The sequence below is a fragment of the Longimicrobium sp. genome, from assembly GCF_036280135.1.
GTDB lineage: Bacteria > Gemmatimonadota > Gemmatimonadetes > Longimicrobiales > Longimicrobiaceae > Longimicrobium.
Window position 1 is genome coordinate 1 of sequence record NZ_DASURI010000571.1, and the last position, 5553, is coordinate 5553.

Here is a 5553-nt window from a genome sequence, read left to right on the forward strand (position 1 = left end):
GCCGTCGGCGAAGGCCGACATCACGTAGTCCGAGCCGCGAATTCATTCGCCGGGGCTGGGGGCCGCGTCGTCCGGACCGCCCTGCGGCCGGGGGCGCGCCGCACCGCGCGACGCGCCCCCGGTCTTCCATCCCGCTATTCCCTATTCCCTGTTCCCTATTCCCTGCGGTTCCGTCAGTACCCCGGGTTCTGCGTGAGCCCCGACGCCACGTCGATCTCCCCCTGGGGAACGGGATACAGCGTCTGGAACGCGGGAATGCCCAGCACCGCCGCCGCGCGCCCCGTGCGCACCAGGTCCGGCCAGCGGTCGCCCTCGAACGCCAGCTCGCGCTGCCGCTCCGCCCAGATGGCCTGCAGCACCTGCTGCTGGCCCGTCACGTCCACCCCCAGCACGTGCGGATCCACGCCCGCCCGCTCGCGGATGCGGTTGTACTGGTCCACCGCCTCCTCCAGCCGGCCCAGGCGCGCCAGGGCCTCGGCGCGCGTGAGCACCACCTCGGCAAAGCGGATCACGTGCACGTCCTCGGCGCCCGCCGTGCTGGGGAACCGGGTGCCGAACGCGTCGCCCTCCTCGTCGCCCGAGATGGACCAGGCCAGGCGCGCGTCGTCGGCCTCGTACGCGTCGATGAGCTCCTGCTGCGGCGCCACCTCGCCCCGGCCGCCCTCGTCCTCGCTGAGGTAGTAGTAGCCCAGGTTGTTGTAGTCCGACGCCGTGAAGGTCACCCGCAGGATGTCCTCGTCCGTGTCGGCCCCGTCCTCGTCGAACAGGTCGCCAAAGGAGGGCGCCAGCGTGTAGCCCATGGCCTCCACGGCCTCGGCCTGCGCCAGGGCCGCCGCCCACTGGCCGCGGTACAGCTGCACGCGGGCCAGCAGCGCCCGCGCCGCCCCGGCCGAGGCCTGCCGCGTCTGCTCCTCGGACATGAGCGAGGCCGCCTGCTGCAGGTCGCTCACGATCTGCGCGTACACCTGGTCCGCCGGGGTGCGGGTGATGCGCCCGGCCTCGTCCACGCTGGCGGCCGGCTCCAGGGGCATGGGCACGTCGCCCCACAGCTTGACCAGGTTGTGCAGGTGCAGGGCGCGAAGAAAGTGCGCCTCGCCCAGGATCTGGTCGCGCTCGTCGGCGTCCAGGTCCGTCACGCCCGGCACCTGCCGCAGGAGCACGTTGGCGCGGTTCAGGCCGATGTACAGCGCGTCCCAGATGCCCTCGACGGTGCCGTTGTCGGCCCGCAGCTGGTTGACGTCGGCATCGTCGAAGGTCTGGAAGGTGCCCGTGTGCACGGCGTTGTCGGCCGACAGGTCGCCAAAGAAGACGAAGTCGCCGCCGTAGTAGCTGGCGCTCTGCAGGGCGTTGTAGGCGCCGGCCAGGGCCGTGCGGGCCCCCTCGGCGCTCGTGATGGCCTGGTCCACGGGGAGCTGGTCCACGGGGTCCGCGTCCAGCAGCCCGTCGCAGGCCGCCGTGCCCGCCAGCAGCAGCGCGGGAAGGAGAAGTCTCAGTCGCATGGGGTCTCCACGGAGGGGTTGATGGGGTTCGTGGACGCGGTCACCAGGTGCCCCGGATGCCCAGCGAGATGGTGCGGGCCACGGGGTAGGCGTAGAAGTCCGTCCCCAGCGCCGCGTTGGAGACACCGTTGCTGTTCACGTCGGGCGAGTAGCCCATGTAGTCCGTCCAGGTGTGCAGGTTGTGCCCCGACACGTACACGCGGGCGCCCTCCATCCCCGCGCGGCGGGCCAGCGCGGCCGGCAGGCGGTACCCCAGCGTCACCTCCTGCAGCCGCACGTACGAGCCGTCCTCGATGAAGCGGCTGCTGATGGTGCGGGCCCCCGAGAGGCCGTCGTAGCTGGCCCGCGGCACGTCCGTCTCGTCGCCCGGCTGGCGCCAGCGCTCCATCACGTGGCCAAACTGGTTGTCCAGGTACCAGCCCCCCGCGTCGCTGAAGAGGCGCATGGCGTTGAACACCTCGGCCCCCTGGCTCACCTGCACGAACGCCCGCAGGTCGAACCCGGCGAGCTCCAGCGTGTTGGCCAGGCCGCCCGTCCAGTCGGGGTGCGGGCTGCCCACGATCTGCCGGTCGCCCGAGCCGATGCGCCCGTTGTCGTCCAGGTCCTCGTAGATGGCGTCGCCCGTCCGCGGGTCCACGCCCAAGAACTTGACCGTGTAGAAGGCGCCGATGGGCTGCCCCACCTGCACGCGGTTGATGTCGCGCTCGCCCGTGCTGAAGGGCTCGTCGTTGAAGAGGGCCGTGACCCGGTTGCGGTTGGCCGTCCAGTTGAGCTCCGTGGTCCAGCGCGCGCCGCCCTCGCGCGCGGGCACCAGGTTCAGCGTGCGCAGCGACACCTCCCACCCCCGGTTCTCCATCTCGCCCACGTTGTCGAACACGCTCGTGAAGCCGCTGGTGCTCGTCACGGGACGGTCCAGGAGCAGGTCCCGCGTGTCCTTGTGGTACCAGTCCACCGTGAGCCCCACGCGCTCGTCCAGGACGAGCAGGTCCACGCCCACGTCCACCTGGCGCGTGCTTTCCCACCGCAGGTCGGGGTTGGCCAGGTTGCTGGGCGCCAGGCCGGGGATCTCGCCGTAGTTGGCGCTGCCCACCAGCCCCTGGAAGGGGTAGTTGCTGATGGCCTGGTTGCCCGTGACGCCGTAGCTGGCGCGCACCTTGAGGTCGTCCACGAACGCCACGCCCTCCATGAAGCGCTCGTTGGCCACGGACCACGCGGCCGACACGGCCGGGAACACGCCCCAGCGGTTGTTCTCGCCAAAGCGCGACGAGCCGTCGTAGCGCACGCTGCCGCCCAGCGTGAGCCGGTCGTCAAAGGTGTACGCGGCGCGGGAGAAGAAGGAAACCAGGTTGTTCTCGAAGCGCGTGGCGTCGGCGTCCACGATGACGGCGGCGTTGCGCACCTCGCGCAGCCGGTCGTTGCCCAGCTGCTCGCCCCGGATGAAGTTGAGCTCGCCCCGGTTGAGCTCCACGCTGCTGCCCAGGGTGAGCGTCACGTCGTGCCGGTCGCCCAGGAGCTGGTCCCAGGTGGCGAAGTTGTCGATGGCGTAGCGGGCGCCCGTGGTGGTGCCGCTCTTGGCCACGCCGCCGCTGCTGGCCGCGTAGGTGCCGCCCACCCGCGGCGACTCGTACTGCGACTCGCGCAGCCCCAGCACGTCGAAGCCCACCCGCGACGTCCAGGTCAGGGCGTCGAGCAGGCGGTAGCGACCCTCCACGTTGCCCAGGGTGCGCCAGGTGCGCGCCTGCGCGTCGTTCAGGGTGCCCAGGGCCACGGCGTTGGGGTACTCCAGCCCGTCGGCCGTCCCCGTGAAGGTGCCGTCGTCGTTGCGCACGGCGATGAGGGGAGCGTTGCCCACGGAGTTGGTGATGATCCCCTTGTCGCTGCCGTCGTTCTCGATGCGGTGGGTGAGCTCGCGGGCAAGGCCCAGCGACACCGCCAGCGACAGGCGGTCGGTGGGCGCCAGGTCCAGGTTGGCGCGCGCGCCCGCCCGCTCGTACGACGAGCCGATGACGATGCCCTCCTGGTCGAACCAGGTGCCGCCCACGTAGTAGCGCACCCGCTCGTCGCCGCCGCTCAGCCCCAGCTCGTAGCTCTGCACGGGGGCCGTGCGCAGCACCTCGTCCTGCCAGTCGGTGCTCACCCGGTCGTCCACGCCGATGACGCCGTAGTAGTCCTCGTCGTAGCCGTCGTTGACGGCGCTCTCGTTGAAGAACTCCAGGTACTCCGTGGCGCTCAGCAGGTCCAGCCGCCGCGCGGCCTCCTGCGTGCCCGCCGACGCGCTGAAGGTGGCGCGGGGCCGCCCCGCCCGCCCGCGCCGCGTGGTGACGACGATCACGCCGTTGCTGCCCCGCGAGCCGTAGATGGCCGTGGCGGCGGCGTCCTTGAGCACGTCGATGCTCTCGATGTCCTCGGGGCTCAGCCCCGTGACGCCGGAGATCCCCTGCCCGCCCATCCCCAGCTGCGAGTAGTCCTCGGAGATGAGGGGCACGCCGTCCACCACGTACAGGGGCTGGTTGCTGGCGCTGATGCTGGCGGCGCCGCGCACCCGCACGGTGGGGGCGTTGCCGGGGTTGCCGGCGTTCTGCACCACCTGCACGCCGGCCACGCGCCCCTGCAGGGCCGCGTCCAGCCCCGCCACGGGCTGGTCGGCGATCGCCGCGCCCTCCACGGACGACACGGCGGCCGTGAGCTCGCCGCGGCGCTCCGTGCCGTATCCCACCACCACCAGCTCGTCCAGGGAGATGGCCGACTCGCCCAGGCTGAAGTCGGCCGTGATGGTCTGCCCCGCGGCCACGGCCACGGCGCGCTCCACGGGGCTGTAGCCCAGCAGCTCCACGCGCAGCACGCGGGTGCCGGCGGGCACGCCGGTGAGCTGGTACGCGCCCCGGGCATCCGTCACGGCGCCGCGGGGGGTGCCCGCGACGGTCACGCGCGCGCCGGGGAGCGGGCGGCGGGTGGCCTGGTCGGTGACGGTGCCGCGAACGCCGCCGGCCTCCTGCGCGGCCGCGGGCGGCGCGGCGGCGGCCAGCCCCAGGGCCAGGAGCGCGGCCCGGGCGAGTGTACACAGGGAAGGTTTCATCAGTGGCAACCCTCGGGTGGTGTGGTGAAACGGCTGGGGCTCGTGTGCCCGCCGCGGGGGCGGGTCCTGCGCGTGCGGTCGTGCCGGGGGGTGGATGGAACGTTCGTCCGCCACGCCGGTGCGCGGGACGACGAGGTGAACACCGGTGTCGATGGGGAGTGCGAAGAAAGCAGCATCCGCGGATGCGGGGCGGGGTGCCGCCGCGCCGCCGCGGGGTCCGGGTGGGACCCGGACGCCGAATAGGAAGGCCCTGGAATCGAAGTGTGCTGACGATGGCTATCCTACACGACCCCGCGGGAACGTGCAAGCGCGCGGCGTACACACGCGGTGCCGTGCCGCCGCCGGTGCCTCACGCCGGCGCGGAGGGCAGATGCGGAAGGCAGATGCGGAGGGCAGATGCGGAGGGCAGACGCGGAGGGCAGACGCGGAGGGCGGACGCGGAGGGCAGACGCGGAGGGCAGACGCGGAGGGCAGACAGCGGGCGCGTACGGGTGGCGCGGATGGCGGCGAGTTTTGGGTACCGCGACGCCGGGCCTTCCGTCCGATTGCGGATCAGATCCGGGAAAGGCCGTCTCCAAGCCGGAGCGAATGAATTCGCCGCTGGAGATTCGCGAAGTCCGCCTGCGCGGACTGCCCCAGCACACACGAAGCCATGTGCACCGGGGCGGCTGTCGAGACACGTCCGTCCGGACGGAGGCGAGAGGGTCCGAGGTGCGTCGCCCGGTGCCCGGGGTCCGACGCGCAGCCGGAGCGGGTGAACCCGCCACTGGGACAGCGGCAAGCCCCGTCTCGCGCCGACGCGCTCTGCGAACGAGGCTTCAACCGACCGGACCGCCGGCGTCGCGCACCAGGGCCGGTCGAAGTCTACACCCTCTCCCGCGCAGTTTGCGGGAGAGGGTGCGAGCGACAGCGAGCGGGTGAGGGCCCCCAACGACGCAGGGCGGCAGACCCATGGTCCGCCGCCCCGCGATGATTCCA

General features: G+C 72.3%; 2 protein-coding genes. Both read right to left on the reverse strand.

The genetic code is table 11. The features are described 5' to 3' along the window. Window positions 1-173: 173 nt before the first annotated feature. Window positions 174-1499 carry a RagB/SusD family nutrient uptake outer membrane protein gene (locus VFZ20_RS18400; protein ID WP_329685388.1) on the reverse strand — a complete coding sequence of 442 codons (1326 nt, stop codon included), beginning with the start codon at window positions 1497-1499 and terminating at the stop codon, window positions 174-176. Between the two features lie 40 nt (window positions 1500-1539). Further along, on the reverse strand, window positions 1540-4575 hold the full coding sequence (locus VFZ20_RS18405; RefSeq protein ID WP_329685389.1) for a TonB-dependent receptor: 3036 nt from the start codon (window positions 4573-4575) through the stop codon (window positions 1540-1542). Between the last annotated feature and the right edge of the window lie 978 nt (window positions 4576-5553).

Coding starts and splice junctions, on each gene's coding strand:
- VFZ20_RS18400 (WP_329685388.1), bottom strand. CDS start 1,499: ATGCGACTGAGACTTCTCCTTCCCGCGCTGCTGCTGGCGGGCACGGCG.
- VFZ20_RS18405 (WP_329685389.1), bottom strand. CDS start 4,575: ATGAAACCTTCCCTGTGTACACTCGCCCGGGCCGCGCTCCTGGCCCTG.